This window comes from Exilispira thermophila (assembly GCF_055389015.1).
In genome coordinates, this window is record NZ_AP042476.1 from 626,200 (window position 1) to 642,228 (window position 16,029).

Here is a 16,029-nt window from a genome sequence, read left to right on the forward strand (position 1 = left end):
AGGGAGGTAAAATAATGATTATTCGTTCACGTGCTCCTTTAAGATTAGGCCTAGCAGGAGGAGGAACAGATGTTAGCCCTTATTCGGATATTTATGGAGGAGCTATTCTTAATGCTACTATTAGTTTGTTTGCTTATACCACAATTGAGCCAACAGAAGATGGTAAAATTATTATAGAATCTTTAGATAGAAAACAAAAAATTGAATATGAATCAAGTAAAATTTTAGAAATAGATGGAAATCTTGATTTAATTAAAAGTGTTTATAATAAAATAATAAAAGATTTTATTGGAAATAAATTAAGTTTTAAAATTTCTACATATGTAGATGCTCCTGCTGGATCAGGACTTGGTAGTTCTTCTACTTTAGTGGTATCCATTTTATCAGCATTTACTGAATGGTTAAAAATACCATTAGGTGATTATGATATTGCACATATAGCTTATGAAATAGAAAGAATAGATTTAAAAATGTCTGGTGGTAAACAAGATCAATATGCTGCAGCTTTTGGTGGATTTAATTTTATGGAATTTTATGATAATGATAGAGTTATTGTAAATCCTTTAAGAATAAAAAGAGAAGTAATAAATGAACTTCAATTTAATCTATTGCTTTATTATACTGGTACAAGTAGACTTTCATCAAAGATTATAGATATTCAAATAAAAAATGTTGAAACCAAAAAAGAAAAATCTGTAGAAGCTATGCACAAATTAAAGGAACAAGCTATTTTAATGAAAGAAGCTTTATTAAAGGGGAATTTAGATGAAATTGGTGAAATCCTTGATTATGGGTGGAAATACAAGAAAAAAATGGCTGAAGGTATCACCAATCCTGTTATTGAAGAGATATATGAAACAGCTAAAAAATCAGGAGCTTTAGGAGGTAAAATTTCAGGTGCAGGAGGAGGGGGATTTATGATATTATATTGTCCAAAAAATACAAGATATAAAGTTATAGATGCCTTACAAAAGTTTGGTGGTGAGTTTAGAAGATATCAATTTACTAAATATGGAGTCGAGACATGGATAAATTAAAAGAATTAATATTAAAAAAGTTTAAAGAGACAATTGATATTAAAAAAACAATTATAAAAAATGATGATTTAATTAAAAGAATAATAAAAATATCCAATTTGATTATTTCTGCTTATAAAAATGATAAAAAAGTTTTAATTTGTGGTAATGGTGGGTCAGCAGCAGATGCACAGCATATAGCAGCAGAATTGTCAGGGAAATTTTACTTAGAAAGAGATCCTCTTTTTGCAGAAGCTTTACATGTTAATACATCATATATTACTGCAGTAGCTAATGATTATTCCTATGATGAAGTCTTTGCAAGATTAATAAAGGCTAAAGGTAGAAAAGGGGATATATTAGTAGGGATATCAACCAGTGGTAACTCTAAAAATATTATAAAAGCTTTTGAAGAAGCAAAAAAAATAGGATTAATAACTATTGGTATGACTGGAGAATCAGGAGGGAATATAAAAGAATTATCCGACTATCTATTAAACGTTCCATCAACTGATACTCCAAGAATTCAAGAAATTCATATTACTATAGGACATATAATTTGTGAAATTGTAGAAAAGGAGATTTTTAAAAATTATGATTAATGAAGCTATAATTTTAGTTGGTGGATTGGGTACAAGATTAAGAATTAAGATAGGTAATTATCCTAAACCAATGGCTTTAATTGGGGATAAACCATTTTTAGCTTATTTATTAAATTTACTTTCAAATAATGGACTTAAAAGAGTTGTTCTTGCTGTGGGATACAAGCATCAATTTATAGAGAATTATTTTGGAAATAGTTTTGCTAATCTTGAAATTGTTTATTCTGTTGAAGAAGAAAGTAATCTTTTAGGTACTGGTGGTGCTATAGTTAAAGCAAGTAAATTAATTAAAGAACAAGAATTTTTTGTATTTAATGGAGATACTTTCTTTGATATTGAGATTAGAAAAATTATTGAATTTCATAAATTAAAAAAGGCTGATATTACAGTAGCATTAAAATTTATTGAAAACGCATTAAGGTATGGAATTATAAAAATTAATGAAAATGGAAAAATTATAAATTTTCTTGAAAAAGGAAAACAAAAAGAAGGTTTTATTAATGGTGGTATTTATTTAGTGTCTAAATCAATATTTAAAAATTTAAATTTTCCAGAAAAATTTTCTTTTGAGATGGATTTACTTCAAAAATATTATAAAGCATATAATTTTTATGGAATAATTTTTAATAGATATTTCATAGATATAGGAGTACCAGACGATTATGAAAAGGCAAAAATTGAACTTCCTTCAAGATATAGACAAAACATGGACTCTTTTTTTAGATAGGGATGGAGTAATAAATAAAAAAATAGAAAATGGTTATGTTTTAAATATAGAAATGTTTAAGTTTCTAAATGGTGTATTGGAAGGTTTATCTTTACTTGCAAAGATTTTTAATAAAATCATAATAGTTACAAATCAAAGGGGTATAGGTAAAGGATTGATGAGTGAGAAGGATTTGAATAAGATTCATGATTATATGTTAAAAGAAATAACTTCTAATGGTGGTAGAATTGATGCTATTTTTTATTGTCCACATGATTATGAAAAACAAAAATGTAATTGCAGAAAACCAAATATAGGAATGGCTTTAAATGCAAAAAAATTATTTCCAGAAATAAATTTTAAGAAATCAATAGTTATAGGTGATAGTTTAATTGATATGGAATTTGCTAAAAATATTGGTGCTATTGGTATTTATGTAGGAAATAAAATCTATTCAGAGCAAATCTCATTCAGAAATTTAAAAAATTTTGCTGAATATGTATTTACTTATAATAAATAAAATATTTGATTAAAAATTAAATATAAAAAAATAAAGCAAATAATTAATAATATAAATAAAATCACTAAAATTAATTTTGTAATTTTTTTTAATTAATTTGTGTATGTATTTTAGTAGTTTTGTTTTTTAAAAAATATTAAATTTAACTAAAATCAATTATAATTGAATTTAGAATTTACAAAAGAACTCAATATTATAAATTGGTGGAATAAAAAAAAAAAAAAGAGGAGATTAATTGCTATGAAAGGTATCATTTTAGCTGGTGGTTCAGGTACAAGGTTGTATCCTGTAACTAAAGTTATTAGTAAACAATTATTACCTATATATGATAAACCTATGATATACTATCCTTTATCCACTTTAATGATTGCAGGTATTAAAGATATTTTAATAATATCTACTCCTGAAGATACACCAAAATTTCAACAATTATTAAGAAATGGAGAAGAAATAGGTATAAAATTAAGCTATGCTGTACAACCTAAGCCTGAAGGTCTTGCGCAGGCATTCATAATAGGAGAACAATTTATTGGTGATGATAATGTATGTTTAATATTAGGTGATAATATTTTTTATGGACATGGTTTATCCAATATGTTACAAAATAGTGTTAAGCAGGTAGAAAATGGAGGTGGTGGTATAGTTTTTGGTTATTATGTTAATGACCCAGAAAGATATGGTGTTGTTGAGTTTGATAAAAACGGTAATGTATTAAGTATAGAAGAAAAACCTAAACTACCTAAATCTAATTATGCTGTAGTTGGGTTATATTTTTATGATAATGATGTAATTGAAATAGCAAAAAATATTAAACCTTCATGGAGAGGTGAGCTTGAAATTACTTCAATTAATCAAGAATATTTAAATAGAAAAAAATTAAATGTTAAATTAATGAATAGAGGGTATGCATGGCTTGATACAGGAACTCATTATTCTATGATAGAAGCAAGTAATTTTATTAAGGTTATTGAAGAAAGACAGGGGTTAAAAATTGGGTGTATTGAAGAAATTGCTTACAAAAACGGTTGGATTAATGAAAAACAATTGTTAAAAATTGCTGAACCTTTGGTTAAAAGTGGGTATGGAAAATATTTAAAAAATTTAATCAAGTAATAAAAATATAATTAATGGAGTAAAAAATGCCTTTTGAATTTAAGAGATTAGAAATAAAAGATGTAATTTTAATTGAACCTATAATTTTTAAAGACAGTAGAGGTTTTTTTATGGAAACTTATAAACAGAGTGATTTTGTTAAAAATGGAATTAAAGAAAACTTTATTCAGGATAATCACTCTTATTCAGTTAAAAATGTTTTAAGAGGATTGCATTATCAATTACCTCCATTTGCTCAGGCAAAATTAGTTAGATGCTTAAAGGGTGAAATATTTGATGTAGCAGTAGATTTAAGAAAAAATTCAAAAACTTTTGGTATGTGGATTGGTGAAATTTTAAGTGATAAAAATAAAAAAATGTTATATATTCCAGCAGGTTTTGCACATGGATTTATTACTTTAAGTGATGAAGCAGAAGTATTCTATAAAGTAACTTCAGAATATTCTAAAAATCATGATAGAGGTATAATATGGAATGATCCTGATATTAGTATTAATTGGGGAGTAAAAAATCCAATATTATCTGAAAAAGACTCGAATCTACCTTTGCTAAAAAATGCAGAAGTATTTGAATAATATATATAATTGTGTTAAAAGACATCCTATAATATGTCAACAAAAAAATAAAAAAAATAGGATGTTGACAATCTAATATAATTAGTGTTCTTTGACATTTATATATATCAGGCACAATGAGGTTTAGCAACAAAAACCTTAACAGGATCATAAATAGAGGAATAAGTATACAAATGCCAGATAATTTTAGCAAGTTTAACCATAACTTTAAAAATAGCTTTTTTAGAATTACCTCCTTTATTAATTTCATTAAGGTAAACCTGTTTTAATTCATTATTATGCATTAAAGCAGATACAGCACAACAATATAATTGTTTTTTAACAATAGAGATTCCTTTTGATTTTTGATATGCCCTATCTTTAGAACCACTTTGATCTTTACCAGGGTAAAGGCCAATGTATCCTAAAAATTTATTTACATTATTAAATTTGTTTAAATCACCACAACAACCAATTATTGTTGCAACTGTTTTTTTACCAACACCTGGGATTGATAAAACAGCTTTTATAGGGTTAATATTATTTTTGTTATTATTATCAGAATAATCAAATTCTAAATTTTTTAACAAAAGATTAATATTTTTTTCTATATTTTTTATTTGTTCAAGAAAAAGTTCTAACACAGTAATTTGGTTTTTTAGATTAAATTCATTAGCTTTAATGCCATTATCTGAAGTAATAGAATTTTTAGCAAATTCAATAATTTTTTTAGCTTTATGCTCAGAATTATTGTTACCTTTAATTGATCTAAAAATTTTAACAATATCGTTTTTGTTAGCTTTAGCTAAAGCAAAAGCAGAAGGATATTTTTTTAAAATGGTTCTTGATGTAACATTAAAAGGGTCTCTAAAAACAATATCATACTCATAAAAAGTTTTTTGTAAAATACTTGAAATTCTTCTTTTGAGATTGTATATTTGTTTCATAAGGAAATTGTATTCCTTTATGAGTTCTCTTAAGTTAGAGACATCATTTTCTGGAACCAGTGATTCTTTAATTAATCCAGTAGATAACTGGATAGCAAGATTTAAAGCATCTTGTTTATCAGTTTTGGTATGTTTATTAAAGGATTTAGAGAAATAGGAAGAGGAATAAGGATTAACAAGAGAAATTTTATATCCTTTTTCTCTAATACTAAAGAACACTGGTTTCCAGAAAACATTAGTTGCTTCTAAAGCAAATTCAAAATCATTTTTATTATTTGACAGTTTATTAATAATTTCAAAAAACTTTTTAAAATTCTTAGAATTATGAATTAATTTAAATTTTTTAACAATCTTTCTTTTTTCATTGATAATACAAACTTCAGAAGATTTTTTTGCTACATCAATACCTACAAAAAACATAATTCAACTCCTTTTAATTTTTTTAATATCTGGCATTTGCACAACCTCGAATACACAGTGAGACGAATAACTTCGAATCCTGTAACATCCTGAATATTTGCTAAACAGCCTGATATATAGATTTAAGATGGATAAAATCAAAATTCTTTATTAAGTCTTTAAAAAGACAAGGAGATTTTTATTTGTATTTTATCCATTAAACACATATCATATTTATTATCCCTAATATTATTAGGTTGTCAATAGTACTTTTATTTTTAATATATTATACGAGGAGATCAAATGGGAAAAAACAAAGCAATATGGCTTGTAGGTAATAAAGGAATGTTGGGTTCTCAAATACAAAAGGAATTAGAAACTGAGAATTTGTTATTTTTTGCCACAGATAAAGAAATTGATATAACAGATATTAAAAACCTTGATAATTACATAAAAGATAAAGGAGATGAAATTAATGTTATTATAAATTGTTCTGCTTATACTGCTGTTGATAAAGCAGAAACAGAAAAAGATAAAGCATTTTTAATAAATGAAAAGGGAGTTGAAAATTTAAGTATAATTAGTAATAAAATTGGTGCTACTTTAATACATTTTTCAACTGACTATGTTTTTAGTAGCAATTACAATACTCCTATTAAGGAGGATTGTAAACCAAATCCTGAGTCTATTTATGGATTATCAAAATTAAAAGGCGAAGAAGTAATTAAAGAATTACTTGAGAAATATTTTATATTTAGAATCAGTTGGTTATATGGAATCTATGGAAATAATTTTGTTAAAACTATAGTAAGATTATTAAAGGAAAAAGAAGAAATCAATGTTGTTAATGATCAAATAGGTTCCCCTACTTATTCTAAAGTTTTATCAGAAAATATAGTTAATTTAGTAAAAAATATTATTTCAAATGATAACAAAAAAATTGAAAATAAAATAAAATTTGGAATCTATCATTATTCTGATGATGGTATTTTATCATGGTTTAATTTTGCAGAAAAGATAATGGAATTTACTTTAAAATTTGGAATTATTAATGAAAAAAAATTAATTAATCCTATAAAAACATCAGAATATCAAACACCAGCAAAAAGGCCATCTTATTCAGTTTTTGATAAAACAAAAATTAAAGAAATTTTAGGGTTTAATATTTGTAAATGGGATAAAAATTTAGAAAACTATTTTAAAGAGTGGAAACAAATTGATTTTAAATAAATTTAAAATATATAGATAAAATAAAAGGGTTTTTAATTTTAATAAAATATTCTATAAAATGATAATTATAAATTTATAAAAATGTTAAATTAATATGGAGGGAAAATTGAAAAATATTTTAGTTACAGGTGGTTATGGATTTATAGGTGTAAATTTTATAAGGTTTGTATTTGAAAAAACATCTTTTGAAGGAAATATTATAAATATTGATAAATTAACATATGCAGCAAATCCTGTATCTTTAAAAGATATTGAAAAAAAGTATAAGTCTAGATATTTTTTTGAAAAGGTTGATATTAAAGATAGAGATAAAGTAAAAGATATCTTCTATAAATATGATATTGATACTGTAATCCATTTTGCAGCTGAGTCTCATGTAGATAGATCAATTAAAAATCCAGGTGATTTTGTTTTAACTAATGTTTATGGTACATTTGTTTTATTGGATGTAGCCAAAAATTACTGGAAAAATAGAAATGATGTTTTATTTCATCATGTATCGACTGATGAAGTTTATGGTAGTTTAGGAGAAACTGGTTATTTTTTTGAGGATACAAAATATGATCCAAGAAGTCCTTATTCTGCTTCAAAAGCAGGTTCTGATCATTTAGTTAAAGCATATTTTCATACATTTAATTTACCAGTTACAATTAGTAATTGTTCAAATAATTATGGACCTTATCAATTTCCTGAAAAGTTGATTCCTTTAATAATATTAAATATGATAAATGAAAAAAAATTACCAGTTTATGGAGATGGTTCAAATATTAGAGATTGGTTATTTGTTGAGGACCATTGTTCTGGAATCTGGGCTATTATAAATAATGGGAAAAAGGGTGAAACTTATAATATTGGTGGTGAAAATGAGTGGAGAAATATTGATCTTGTTAATAAACTTTGCGAAATTATGGATGAAAAATACCCTTCAAAAAATTTAAAGTCATATAAAGAGTTAATAAAATTTGTTAGGGATAGACCTGGTCATGATAAACGATATGCAATTAATTGTGATAAAATAAAAAATGAATTAAATTGGTCACAAAGCGTGGACTTTGAAAAGGGGCTTGAAAAAACAGTTGATTGGTATATAAATAATAAACAGTGGATAGAAAGTATAATATCAGGTGATTATTTAAACTGGATTAAAGAAAATTATGGTGATAGATAAGAAATTATAAATATTGTATTTAAAGTTGTTAATTTAGAATTTTGAATTATCTTAATCTAGAGATATTAAGGGTTTAAAAATGCATTATATTATTTTATTTTTATTTTCTTTTATTATTTCTTTTATCTTAATACCTTTAATAATCTATTATTCTAAAAAGAAAAATATTGTTGATATACCAAATTCAAGAAAGATTCATCATAGACCTATCAGTAGATTGGGTGGTGTAGCAATATTTTTATCTTTTATAATTGTTTTATTTATGTATTATTTTTTATTAAAAAATAAATTTAAATTTAATTTAAATTTTAATTTATGGTTATTTAGTTGTGCAATGTTTTTATCTTTTTTAATAGGATTTATTGATGATATAATAAATATTAGAGCTAGATATAAATTAATTTTGCAAATAATTACTGGTTTTCTTGTATATTTGTCTGGATTGAAATTTACCATGTTTAAATTTCTTGATGTATTTAATGTAAAATTTGGAGTTTTTTCTAGTATCATAACAATATTGTGGGTAATATCTTTTATGAATGCTATTAATCTTATAGATGGTCTTGATGGTTTAGCATCTGGTATAGTATTAATTGCAACAATATTTATACTTATTATAAGTCTTATTCAGAAAGTCTATATTGTCACAATAATCTCTTCTATCTTAATTGGATCCATTTTTGGATTTTATATTTTTAATTTTCCTCCAGCAAAAATTTTTATGGGTGATGGTGGAGCATATTTTTTAGGTTTTATGTATTCCACAATAACTTTAATGGGTATTAAAAAATCTTCTGTAACTACCATGTTTGTAATTCCTTTAATATTATTATTAATTCCAATTATAGATGTATTACAGGTTATTTTTAAAAGAATAAAAGTTAATCAAAATGTTTTTACAGCAGACAAAAATCATATACATCATAAATTATTATCTATAGGTATTACAAATAAACAAATCTTATTACTTTTATATTCTTTTACTATTATATTAGGATTATTTGCAATATTAATGTTATTGATTAATGAAAAATATGGTTTTATTGTCTTCTTGTTAATTTTTTTAATGGTATTCATTGGAGCATATTTTTTTAATTTGATTCAGGGAATTTATAATAAAAATAATAATAAAGAAAAATAATTTATTTGCATCATGTGTTTTAAAAACATTATTTATTATATACTTTCAAAATAAAATATTTTCTATTTTATTTCTTCTTTTTAAAATTTAAAAAATAAATTAATTTTAACAAAAAATGTTAATAAATAGAAAACATGTATATTGATTTAATAAAAAACAACTATATTTTCGATAAAAAATAATAAAAAAGAGTTACAACTTATGCATATTTTGATTATACCATCATGGTATCCAAATAAAAAACATCCTTTAAATGGGATCTATTTTAACGAACAGGCTAAATCTTTAGCAGAAACTGGTATAAAAATTTCTGTTATTTATCCAAACTACATAAGTTTTAATCCTTATGACTTTTTTAAATATAAAGATAATAGATTAGGTCTTGTAAAGAAACAGGAAGGAAATATTTTTTCAATTGGATTCCCTAAATTTCAATACAAAAAAGCTTATCTATTTGATCATTATTTAGAAAAAGCATATAAAGAAGTTTTAAAAGTTAATGGTTCTGTTGATCTAATTCATTCCCATTCCTGTATCTGGGCTGGATTTTATGGTGTTAAACTTGCTAAAAAATTACAAATACCATCTATAGTTACAGAACATGGTTCAATGTATAGATATCCTTCTATAATTAATAAATACTGGAAGTATATTGATTTTATTACTTCTGAAGTTGATAAATTTGTTACTGTTGGTAAAGGTCTATATGAAATTTTTTCTAAATTTATAGATATAAATAAAATGGAAATAATTCCAAATATGGTAGATTTTGATCAATTTAAAATAAATAATAAAAATAAGATAAAAATTAATCCAGATTTAAAAAAATTGTTAAATAAAAATGCACCATTTATATTTTTTTCTTTAGGTGCATTAAGAAAAATTAAAGGGTTTGATATATTGATAGAAGCATTTAAAAAAGCTTTTTATAAAAACAGCAATGGAAATGTTCTTTTACTAATTGGTGGAGATGGTGAAGAAAAGGGTAATTTAAAGAAAATGATTAAAGAAATAGGATTGGATGATAAAGTTATATTATTAGGACAGTTAAATAGAGATGAAGTGTCTTATTATATGAATTTAAGTGATGCTTTTGTGTTAACAAGTCGTTATGAAACATTTGGTATTTCATATATTGAAGCCTTAGCTCATGGGAAACCAATTATTGCAACTAAATGTGGAGGACCTGAATCAATTGTAAATAATTTTAATGGATATTTATGCGAAGTTGATGATTTAGAAGGAATTAGTTTTGCTTTAAAGTCTATGGTAAAAAATATAAGTAAATTCGATTCAGATTTAATTAGAAAAGATTGTAAAGATAAATTTGGAAAAGAAACTTTTACAAAAAAATATATAAAATTATACTCTTTGTTAGTTGATAGTTATAAAAGAGTTAATAAGTAATTGTATAAACTTTATTAAAGAATTGATTTTTGTAAAAAGATATAATTATAAAGATTTAATTATTTATAATAGGATTATTATTTTGAAAAAAATCATAATACTTTCTTTTATATTTCCACCTTTAGCTGGAGGTGGGGTACAGAGAACCTTAAAATTTGTTAAATATTTACCACAATATGGATATACCTCTTATGTCATAACTACAGAAAAATCAACTTATGGTTCTAAAGATTATTCTTTATTAGAAGAAATTCCAGATGATCTAAAAATATTTAGAATAAAATCTTTTTATTTAATGAATTTAATGCCTAAATTTAAATTATTTAAAATTAATCAAATTATCTCTTTTATTCATAGGAAATGTATTTTTCCTGATGGTTCATTATTCTGGGTAAATAAGGCAAAAATTTTTGCTGAAGAACTAATGTTAAAAGAAAAAATAAATATTATTTATACAACAGGGGGACCATTCAGCACTCACTTAGCAGGATTATATTTAAAGCTAAAATATCCTGAAATTAAGTGGGTTGCTGATTTTAGGGATGAATGGACTACCAATCCTCATGTAAAAAGATTTTTTTTAAGAAGAATAATTGAACAAAATATGGAATTTAAAGTTATAGAAAATGCAGATAAAATAATTACTATTACAGATATTATGGCAAAAAATATAATTGATAATTATTTAAAAATATCAAAAAATAAGAAAAGAAAAATTAACACTAACAATATTATTGATAAATTTAGAGTTATTTCAAATGGATATGATGAAGAGGATTTTAAAGACATTAAAGTTAGTTTCAATATTAGTCATAGTGAAAGAAAATTATTAAAAATTGGTTATAATGGAGGAATGTATAATAAAAGAAATCCTTATTATTTTTTGAAATCTATTTCTGAGCTAATTGATGAAAAGATAGTTAATAAAAAGAAAATTAAGATTTATTTTTCAGGATATAGAGGAATTTTGATTAAAAAACCTTTAATAAAATTTAAACTTAATGATATTGTAGTTTTAAAAGGGTATTTAAAACATATTGAATCATTAAATTTTATGAATCAAATGGATTTATTATTATTGATAATTGGTAATTTTAAAGGAGCAGAGTCTATTGTAACTGGAAAGATATTTGAATATTTAAGATTGGGCAAACCTATTTTCATGCTTGGACCTGAAAATGGTATAGCCTGGAAATTAATTCAAAATTATGGTATAGGTTATAGATGTGATGTTGATGATGCAGATTGTATAAAAAAAACATTAATTAAAATTTATGAAGATTATTTTAATAACAAAATGTATGTTAATAAATCCTATTTAAGTAAAAAAATTGATTTTGATAAATTAAAAATATTTGAAAGGAAAAATTTAACCAGAAAACTCAGTAATTTGTTGGATGAAATTACTGCTACATAATATTTTTAAATTTATTTAAAATATATATTTAACTTTTTTTAAAATTCATTAAGGATTATTGTAGATGAAAAATGTTGTAGATAAAATTATCAATATTAAAGAAAATTATAACAAAGAAGGTTTTATAATTTTTCTCTTATCTTTATTATTTTTATCTCAATTTTTTCTTATATTATTATATTTTTGGATAGGGTTTAATATTTCAGTTATAAGGATAATTTCTACAATTATTGTTATTTTTATAACTTTTCTATTATTATATATAGTTATTTATAAAAAAGAAAAAATTAAATATTTTACATTTTTTATTTTTAATTTTCTTCTATATATTTATTTTTTACAACCTTTATTTTTAGACAATTTGTTTAGAATATTTATTAATATTCATTTTATTATTCTTGTTTATTTATATTTTAAAAAGATAAAAATCAATAACAAAAATATTAATTTAAAAAATATAGATGCAAAAAAAACAAATTTAAAAAACTATTTTAAAAAAGAGAATCTTTTAATAATTTTTGTTTTAACATGGTTAATATATTCTTTTATATCAGTAATATGGGCACAAAATAAAACAAGAGTTTTTATTAGAATAGAATTTATTTTTTATGCTTTTTTAATTGTTAGTTTTGGTTTTTACTATCAAAAAAAATATAATTTATTAAAAAATTTAAATTACATTTTTATATTTGTTTTTATTATTTCAATTACAATTGGTTTGTTTGAGGTTTATTCAGGGAAACATTTACCTTCTGCCAGACCATCAAGATATATAAATATGAAAAGGTTTATTCCTGCTTCTGTCTACTGGAATGAGAATGATTTTGCAACATTTATAGCATTATTTATTATTTTTCCATTATTTTTTATTTTAGATAATAGTCTATTATTTAAATTAAGACATAAAAAGATTGCAATATTATTAGATTTTAGTATAAAAGTGATATTATTTACAACAATTATATTTTCAATAAAAGAGTTATTAAAAACTGATTCAAGAGCAAACATTCTAGCTTTAATTTTATTTTTTACTATTTTTATACCAGGAATTATTATTTATTTGTTTAATAAAATTAAAAAAACTAAAATTAAAATAATATTTTTATTTTTTATTTTTTTAACTTTATTTTCTGGCTATTTAATAATAAGTAAAAATAAAAATAAAATTAGTTTTTTGAATAAAATAAATAAAACCATACAAAATATTAAATCAAAAAAAATTTATAGAGATTCATCGATATACATAAGAATTAATTTAATTAAAAATGGGTTGAGAATGCTAAAAGATAGTAAATATATTGGGGTTGGTGCAGGAAATACTGAAGTAAAAATGCCAGAATATAGCAAAAAATATTTTAAGACTTATGGAATTACAAATATACATAATTTTTGGATGGAATTGCTTGTTGATTATGGAATATTTATATTTATAATATTTCTTTTGTATTACCTTTATACAATCTTTATATTAATTAAATATTTTATTCTAATGATAAAATTAAAAAATAACCCAGATTTTAGTAATAACAGAAGTAAAAGAAATAAAAAGAGTGTAAATAAAAGTTCTGAAAATAATAAAGATTTATTTGATAAAGAAAACTTTGGATACCAGATAATGGGTAATAAAATCGTTAATAAAAATTTAAATTTTAATATTATAAAAATAATTATTATATTAAGTTCTGTTATATCTTTTTCTTTAGCTTCAGTTAGTACAAGTTCATTGTTAACAAGACCCATGGTGTGGATATATTTTAGCTATATAAGTATTTATTTGAATTGGATTTCATATAATTTTTTATATAAACCACCTTTTTTAAGTAAGGTTTCATGATTTCCAACTTCAACAATTTCTCCATCCTTCAAAACAATAATTTTATCAGCTTTTAAAACTGTTGATAATCTATGTGCAATTACAATTGTTGTTTGTTTTTTAACTACATTAAAAATTGCTTTTTGAATTGCTTTTTCTGATTCTGTGTCCAGTGAGGAAGTAGCTTCATCAAATATTAAAATTTTTGGGTTTTTTATTAAAGCTCTTGCAATAGCTATTCTTTGTTTTTGTCCGCCAGATATTTTAGCTCCCCTTTCACCTAAAACTGTATCATATTCATCTGGTAAATTTAAAATAAATTCATGAGCATTAGCAAGTTTTGAAAATTTAATAACTTCATCTTTTGTAGCTTCAGGATTACCATAGGCAATGTTATTATAAATTGTATCAGGAAATAAAACAACTTCTTGAGGAACATATGATATATATTTTCTTATTGATTCAATAGTGTATTTCTGATAATTTATACCATCAAATAATATTTCTCCCTTAGTAGGATAGATTAAAGCTGGGATAAGGTTTACAAAAGTTGTTTTCCCTGCACCAGATGGTCCAACAATTGCAATAAATTCACCTTTATTTAACTTAATATTTATATTTTTTAAAGTTTCAAGATCCTTTATTAAATTTGATTTTAGTATATCTTTATATGAAAAATATACATTTTTAAATTCAACATTTCCATTAAAATATTTAAGTTCTTTTTTCCCAAAATGGGTTGATTCATTTTCTAGATCCAGAATTTCATAAATTCTTACACTTGCGCCTTCTGCAGATTTTAAGCTAAAAAGGATTTTTGATAATCCCTGAATATGTGGAGTGATAACAAGTAGATAAAGAATAAAACCAACAATTTCATCCATTGTAATTTTATAATTCCATATTAATATAGAGCCTAAAAGTATTATAAATATAACAATAATTGCCCCTATCAATTCAGTTACAGGTTTTTGAAAAAGTCCAATAGTTATCTGTTTTTTATAAACTTCTTTATATTTATGAATAATTTGAGAGAATCTTAATTCTTCATTTTCTTTTGTATTGAAAATTTTAATAATATCAATTCCATAAATTGTTTGATTAATATAGTCAGCAGTATTTGCTGCTTTTCTTCTTGCCTCCAGTACAACTTTTTTTAAAAGTTTAGATATCCCATTTATTATCAAAAATCCAAAAGTTCCTGTTACAACGAGAATTAAAGTGAAAATAGCATTTTTTTTAATTAACATAATAAGGCCAAAAACAATTAGAATTGGTGTAAAAAAAATTGTTCTGAAAGCTCCAAGTATTGCGACTCTTATGGTATTAATGTCTGACATAATTCTGGAAATCATATCGCCTGTTTTCCCTTCAGATTTAAAGTAAAGGGAAGGTAAATCAAGTAATTTAGAAAACATCTCCTTTTGTAAAGAGATACTTGCATTAAAAGCTAAATAAATTAAACTAAAACTCTGGAAGTATAATAAAGCCTCATAAATTAAATAAAAAAGAAAAGCTAATATACCAACAATGATAATCAATCTTATTGAGTGAAAGTTCATTAAAATTTTTATTCCATTTGATAGTGACTTAGATTTTATGATTAATTTTATTGAGTCAATTAAATTTATTTTATTTTTAATTTTATTATTAGTTGGGATAGTATTGTTGTTTTTATTTAATTTATTATTATTATTATCATTTGTATTAATGTTTTTTTCATTTGTTTTATTATTATTATTATTTGAGTTTATATTTGTATTAGTATTTATCTTAATATCAGAATTTTTTGCAGAATAAGTTTCATTGCTTAATGCTGAATAAAAAGCCTGTCCAATCTCAGCTTGAGCAATAGTAAGAACAGCGGATGCTATAATTAAAACAATTGATAAAAGAAATAATGCTTTATTATTTCTCCACATTATTTTGAGAAGTTTGAAGAGTATTCTCATAAAAAGAAATATATTTTTTTTAATTTTTTTTACAACAAATATTT

14 protein-coding genes are annotated in these 16,029 nt (G+C 23.2%); 12 read left to right on the forward strand and 2 right to left on the reverse strand.

Translation table 11 applies throughout. From position 1 onward, the window contains the following. Positions 1-14 precede the first annotated feature (14 nt). The 6 genes from ACZ5EC_RS02670 to rfbC all read left to right on the forward strand — a co-directional run bounded on the left by ACZ5EC_RS02670 (position 15) and on the right by rfbC (position 4,532). Positions 15-1,037 carry a GHMP family kinase ATP-binding protein gene (locus ACZ5EC_RS02670; protein WP_464303420.1) on the forward strand — a complete coding sequence of 341 codons (1,023 nt, stop codon included), beginning with the start codon at positions 15-17 and terminating at the stop codon, positions 1,035-1,037. After that, on the forward strand, positions 1,025-1,618 hold the full coding sequence (locus ACZ5EC_RS02675; protein WP_464303421.1) for a D-sedoheptulose-7-phosphate isomerase: 594 nt from the start codon (positions 1,025-1,027) through the stop codon (positions 1,616-1,618). The genes ACZ5EC_RS02670 and ACZ5EC_RS02675 overlap by 13 nt, the downstream gene beginning before the upstream one ends. Then, positions 1,611-2,345, forward strand: coding sequence for a sugar phosphate nucleotidyltransferase (locus ACZ5EC_RS02680; RefSeq protein WP_464303422.1), 735 nt, complete (start codon positions 1,611-1,613; stop codon positions 2,343-2,345). The genes ACZ5EC_RS02675 and ACZ5EC_RS02680 overlap by 8 nt, the downstream gene beginning before the upstream one ends. Further along, positions 2,281-2,844, forward strand: coding sequence for a D-glycero-alpha-D-manno-heptose-1,7-bisphosphate 7-phosphatase (locus ACZ5EC_RS02685; RefSeq protein ID WP_464303423.1), 564 nt, complete (start codon positions 2,281-2,283; stop codon positions 2,842-2,844). The genes ACZ5EC_RS02680 and ACZ5EC_RS02685 overlap by 65 nt, the downstream gene beginning before the upstream one ends. A 240-nt stretch (positions 2,845-3,084) precedes the next feature. Beyond that, on the forward strand, positions 3,085-3,957 hold the full coding sequence (gene rfbA / locus ACZ5EC_RS02690; RefSeq protein WP_464303424.1) for a glucose-1-phosphate thymidylyltransferase RfbA: 873 nt from the start codon (positions 3,085-3,087) through the stop codon (positions 3,955-3,957). A 26-nt stretch (positions 3,958-3,983) separates the two neighbouring features. Next, on the forward strand, positions 3,984-4,532 hold the full coding sequence (rfbC, locus tag ACZ5EC_RS02695; protein WP_464303425.1) for a dTDP-4-dehydrorhamnose 3,5-epimerase: 549 nt from the start codon (positions 3,984-3,986) through the stop codon (positions 4,530-4,532). Positions 4,533-4,639: 107 nt separating this feature from the next. On the opposite strand, the gene ACZ5EC_RS02700 is transcribed toward rfbC, so the two are convergent. Beyond that, positions 4,640-5,878 (reverse strand): IS110 family RNA-guided transposase, encoded by a 1,239-nt coding sequence (locus tag ACZ5EC_RS02700; RefSeq protein ID WP_464303426.1) that lies wholly within the window; start codon positions 5,876-5,878, stop codon positions 4,640-4,642. Positions 5,879-6,160: 282 nt separating this feature from the next. Here ACZ5EC_RS02700 and rfbD point away from each other — a divergent pair, with 282 nt between their 5' ends. The 6 genes from rfbD to ACZ5EC_RS02730 all read left to right on the forward strand — a co-directional run bounded on the left by rfbD (position 6,161) and on the right by ACZ5EC_RS02730 (position 14,054). Further along, complete coding sequence (gene rfbD / locus ACZ5EC_RS02705; protein WP_464303427.1) at positions 6,161-7,087, forward strand: dTDP-4-dehydrorhamnose reductase; 927 nt, start codon at positions 6,161-6,163, stop codon at positions 7,085-7,087. A gap of 94 nt (positions 7,088-7,181) precedes the next feature. Further along, entirely contained in the window at positions 7,182-8,255 is a 1,074-nt protein-coding gene (gene rfbB / locus ACZ5EC_RS02710; protein WP_464303428.1) for a dTDP-glucose 4,6-dehydratase, read from the forward strand. 79 nt (positions 8,256-8,334) lie between these two features. Beyond that, entirely contained in the window at positions 8,335-9,396 is a 1,062-nt protein-coding gene (locus ACZ5EC_RS02715) for a glycosyltransferase family 4 protein (RefSeq protein WP_464303429.1), read from the forward strand. Between the two features lie 201 nt (positions 9,397-9,597). Continuing rightward, positions 9,598-10,803, forward strand: coding sequence for a glycosyltransferase (locus ACZ5EC_RS02720; protein WP_464303430.1), 1,206 nt, complete (start codon positions 9,598-9,600; stop codon positions 10,801-10,803). An 82-nt stretch (positions 10,804-10,885) separates the two neighbouring features. Then, the gene (locus tag ACZ5EC_RS02725; RefSeq protein WP_464303431.1) at positions 10,886-12,220 is read left to right on the forward strand and encodes a glycosyltransferase family protein; all 1,335 of its coding nucleotides are present in this window, start codon (positions 10,886-10,888) and stop codon (positions 12,218-12,220) included. Positions 12,221-12,284: 64 nt separating this feature from the next. Further along, positions 12,285-14,054 (forward strand): O-antigen ligase family protein, encoded by a 1,770-nt coding sequence (locus tag ACZ5EC_RS02730; RefSeq protein ID WP_464303432.1) that lies wholly within the window; start codon positions 12,285-12,287, stop codon positions 14,052-14,054. On the opposite strand, the gene ACZ5EC_RS02735 is transcribed toward ACZ5EC_RS02730, so the two are convergent. Beyond that, a complete protein-coding gene (locus ACZ5EC_RS02735; RefSeq protein WP_464303433.1) occupies positions 13,991-15,955 on the reverse strand; it encodes an ABC transporter ATP-binding protein in 1,965 nt (654 codons plus the stop codon). The two genes, ACZ5EC_RS02730 and ACZ5EC_RS02735, sit on opposite strands and share 64 nt — an antisense overlap. Between the last annotated feature and the right edge of the window lie 74 nt (positions 15,956-16,029).

Coding starts and splice junctions, on each gene's coding strand:
- ACZ5EC_RS02670 (WP_464303420.1), top strand. CDS start 15: ATGATTATTCGTTCACGTGCTCCTTTAAGATTAGGCCTAGCAGGAGGA.
- ACZ5EC_RS02675 (WP_464303421.1), top strand. CDS start 1,025: ATGGATAAATTAAAAGAATTAATATTAAAAAAGTTTAAAGAGACAATT.
- ACZ5EC_RS02680 (WP_464303422.1), top strand. CDS start 1,611: ATGATTAATGAAGCTATAATTTTAGTTGGTGGATTGGGTACAAGATTA.
- ACZ5EC_RS02685 (WP_464303423.1), top strand. CDS start 2,281: ATGAAAAGGCAAAAATTGAACTTCCTTCAAGATATAGACAAAACATGG.
- rfbA (WP_464303424.1), top strand. CDS start 3,085: ATGAAAGGTATCATTTTAGCTGGTGGTTCAGGTACAAGGTTGTATCCT.
- rfbC (WP_464303425.1), top strand. CDS start 3,984: ATGCCTTTTGAATTTAAGAGATTAGAAATAAAAGATGTAATTTTAATT.
- ACZ5EC_RS02700 (WP_464303426.1), bottom strand. CDS start 5,878: ATGTTTTTTGTAGGTATTGATGTAGCAAAAAAATCTTCTGAAGTTTGT.
- rfbD (WP_464303427.1), top strand. CDS start 6,161: ATGGGAAAAAACAAAGCAATATGGCTTGTAGGTAATAAAGGAATGTTG.
- rfbB (WP_464303428.1), top strand. CDS start 7,182: ATGGAGGGAAAATTGAAAAATATTTTAGTTACAGGTGGTTATGGATTT.
- ACZ5EC_RS02715 (WP_464303429.1), top strand. CDS start 8,335: ATGCATTATATTATTTTATTTTTATTTTCTTTTATTATTTCTTTTATC.
- ACZ5EC_RS02720 (WP_464303430.1), top strand. CDS start 9,598: ATGCATATTTTGATTATACCATCATGGTATCCAAATAAAAAACATCCT.
- ACZ5EC_RS02730 (WP_464303432.1), top strand. CDS start 12,285: ATGAAAAATGTTGTAGATAAAATTATCAATATTAAAGAAAATTATAAC.
- ACZ5EC_RS02735 (WP_464303433.1), bottom strand. CDS start 15,955: ATGTGGAGAAATAATAAAGCATTATTTCTTTTATCAATTGTTTTAATT.